Consider the following 3223-nt stretch of genomic DNA (forward strand, 5'->3'; position numbering starts at 1 on the left):
AAAAAAACCGTTGGAAGAAGAAGTCCAAGGCCTGGAGTCTTTGCTCAATGAAAAGCACGAAGAACTATCTAAAATCGATTTTAAGGTGTCTGAGGGCCTCTCTGAGCTCTCTGAGGCCGAGGAGTATATAAATACCCTAGAAACTCGTTCAAAGGCCTTAGAAGCCAAAATAACGGCTTTTGAGAGCGAGAACTTAAAACTAGCCAAACAAAATGCCCGATTAACGGATCTAAAAATCATGGACGAGGGCGAATTAGGACAAATTAAGCCGAAAAAGGGACTTCTAGGGAGTGAACGGGTGGAGCTGACCAAAGAGCAATTTGAAGAATTTAAGGGTTTGATTTACCGAAGCAAGAACGTAATTCACCAAAAAGAGCTAGAATTACAACAAGCTAAAAGCCAAGTACCGCTCAGAGGCTCTAAAAACGGATTTGAGGCTCAATTACAGAAAGCCAAGGACAAAATGAAGGGCGATAACGTAAAAGCCTTAAAAGACGAATTAAAGGCCCTTAAAGACGAGAATTCAGTTTTGAAGCAGAAGAATGCTAAAATGGCTGATAAACTCAAAGAGTTGATGCCCGATAAAGCATTTAAGCTATTCATGGACGAGTTGAAAAAAATCACGCCAATCGTAAAAGTCGTGACCAAAGTCATTGAGAAAATCATCAACATTTGAGCGATTGAACAGACCCGAAAGGGTCTTTTTCTAACGGTAAAAAAAGAGGGTCGAAACGAAGTGAGGCCCCTTTATATATATTTTATATATATTTTATATATATTTAGGGCACTCACGAGCCTTAGAGCCACAAGGGTTTTCAGCTTTTATAGGGTACAAAATGTGCAGACTTAGGGTACAAAATGTGCAGACTTAGGGTACAAAATGTGCAGACTTAGGGTACAAAATGTGCAAAAATAAAGACAATATATATATTGTCTTTTAATAAAAAATGTGTTATTATAAAGACAATAAATGGAGGTGTCTTTATGACTAGTGAGGTAGTGAAATATCACAATGATTTAAATACAGTTATTATGCGGACATGGACTGCAGAAGAGATGAATTTCTTTTTCGCAATACTGACAAAAGCAAAAGAACAAGGTTTGAAAAAGCTTGTGTTTGATACTGATGAGTTAAAATTGCTTGCTAGTTCATCTAGAAAGTATCGTTGGGAAGAAACAATAACTACAGCAGTTAAAAAAATTGGACAGCTAACCTACTTTGAGCAATCTGAGAGAAAATTTAGAGTGATGACTTTGTTTGAAATCTTTGAGGTGGACTTAGAGAAACGGACAATCGAAGTTAAGGTATCTGCCAATTTTGACTATATTTTGAACAAGCTAGAAACTCAATTTACACGGTACGAGCTAGAAGAGTTTACCTCCATTCGTTCGACTTACGCTAAAACCATGTATCGACTTCTCAAGCAATGGAGAACGTTAGGACAAAAAGAATTCTCTGTTGAGGATTTGAAACGGATACTAGACACCCCGAAAACATATAGACCTAGTGAGATTGATAGGCTTGTATTAAAGCCTATTCTGAGTCAACTATCCCCTTATTTTGACAATCTCAAAGTTAAAAAAATTAAGTCGAACAAGCGAGGCAATCCAGTTTTGGGGTATGAATTCACTTGGGAACCAGAAAAATCTGAATCGTATGATCCAAATAAATTCAATAAGCCAAAACAAAAGCAGAAAAGCAAGTCAAACGTCCCTACTTGGTCGAATGCTGATTACGTAAACACGACAAGCGAAGAGACAAAAGCCGAATTAGAGAGTAAAAAGCAAGAAATGTTATCTAGACTGGACAATTCAGAAGTTCAAACAGATATCTATGATTATTTAGACTGAGAAAGAGAGAATACAAATGGACTTATTCGAGAAGTATTATGACGAGAACAACCTAGAAGAAACAAGCGAATTTAGCCAATGCAACCGAAAGCAGTTAGTGATTGAGGCTGACTATATGCATGATGCTTTGAAAAAAATCTTGAGCTATCTTGATGAGGACGGGTCAGATTTGAACGTCATTCGTTCAATGGTTATGGACGGCTTGTACGAGAGCCGTATCTAACCAGTCGGACAATAGCGAAGCCGTCCGACTAGTCATTTTTTCAAAATGACTTTGGGTGACTTATCGAAGTCGCCCAACTTTCAAAAAATGTCCTTGCGGTTCGAGGACTTTTTTTGTAGCTCGCCCTGGAGTGGGTGGGTGAGCTAGCCCTCTGCCAAGAGCCTTCGGAGAACGCACTTTTACGAAGTAAAGTATAGTGCGTTATACTTTACATGGAAGTTGCACCGAAAATTGTGCTAAAATATTAGCTAAGATGTTTCATAATGACGAGCAATAGGCTTGCCGGCTCGTCTGTCATTCGCTATTCGAATGACACCGAAAGAAAGGGAAAGATATGAGCCATATTGTAGCGAGAATGCAGAAAATGAAAGCTGGGAATTTGGGTGGTGCTTATCGTCATAATGAACGAGTTTTTGAAAACCATTCAAACAAGGATATTGATCCCGATAAGTCACATCTCAACTATGAGCTGACCGAGAGAGACCGAGGGCTGTCTTACGAGGCTCAAATTAAGGACTACGTGAACGAAAATAAAATTTCACAACGGGCAATCCGAAAAGATGCCGTCCTCTGTGATGAATGGATTATCACGTCAGATAAGGCTTTTTTTGAAAACCTCAGTCCGGAAGAAACAAGAGAATTTTTTGAAACTGCCAAAGACTATTTTGCTCAAAACTATGGCGAGCAAAATATCGCTTATGCCAGCGTACACCTCGACGAGAGCACGCCTCACATGCACATGGGTGTTGTGCCAATGCGTGACGGCAAACTGTCCTCTAAGGCTATGTTTGACCGTGAAGAGTTGCTTAAAATTCAAGACGATTTACCAAAGTACATGAGAGAGCAAGGCTTTGAAATTGAGCGAGGAGCAAGAAATAGCGAGGCTAAACATTTAACAGTCGCAGAATTCAAACAAGAGATGGCCTACAAAGAGATTGAGAGCGAGCTTGTACTAGATTATGGTGCACCTCAATTCATGAACACGAACACGGGCGAATTTATGACCCCGAAAGAAGTCGAAGAAGCTCAAAGCATTGGCGAGCTGTTCGGAGATAAGTTTGAGCTGAATATGCGAGAGACTAGCTTTGAGGAGAAGCTGGACTGGGTTAAAAATAAGCAAAACTTAGAGTTAAAAAGGCTAGACGAATT

General features: G+C 39.5%; 3 protein-coding genes and 1 pseudogene. All 4 read left to right on the forward strand.

Features of this window, described 5'->3' with window-relative positions; translation table 11 throughout:
• Positions 1 to 676 (forward strand): annotated as a pseudogene (locus O3626_RS10160) (plasmid recombination protein); the annotation flags it as partial.
• 308 nt (positions 677 to 984) lie between these two features.
• Positions 985 to 1851, forward strand: a complete 867-nt coding sequence (locus O3626_RS10165) for a replication initiation protein (RefSeq protein WP_181671492.1) — start codon at positions 985 to 987, stop codon at positions 1849 to 1851.
• A 16-nt stretch (positions 1852 to 1867) separates the two neighbouring features.
• Positions 1868 to 2074 carry a hypothetical protein gene (locus O3626_RS10170; protein WP_181671491.1) on the forward strand — a complete coding sequence of 69 codons (207 nt, stop codon included), beginning with the start codon at positions 1868 to 1870 and terminating at the stop codon, positions 2072 to 2074.
• Between the two features lie 334 nt (positions 2075 to 2408).
• A partial coding sequence (gene mobV, locus O3626_RS10175) for a MobV family relaxase (RefSeq protein WP_371496720.1) occupies positions 2409 to 3223 on the forward strand: 815 nt, incomplete at its 3' end.

Source organism: Streptococcus sp. 20925_1_77, assembly GCF_041432125.1.
Lineage (GTDB): Bacteria > Bacillota > Bacilli > Lactobacillales > Streptococcaceae > Streptococcus.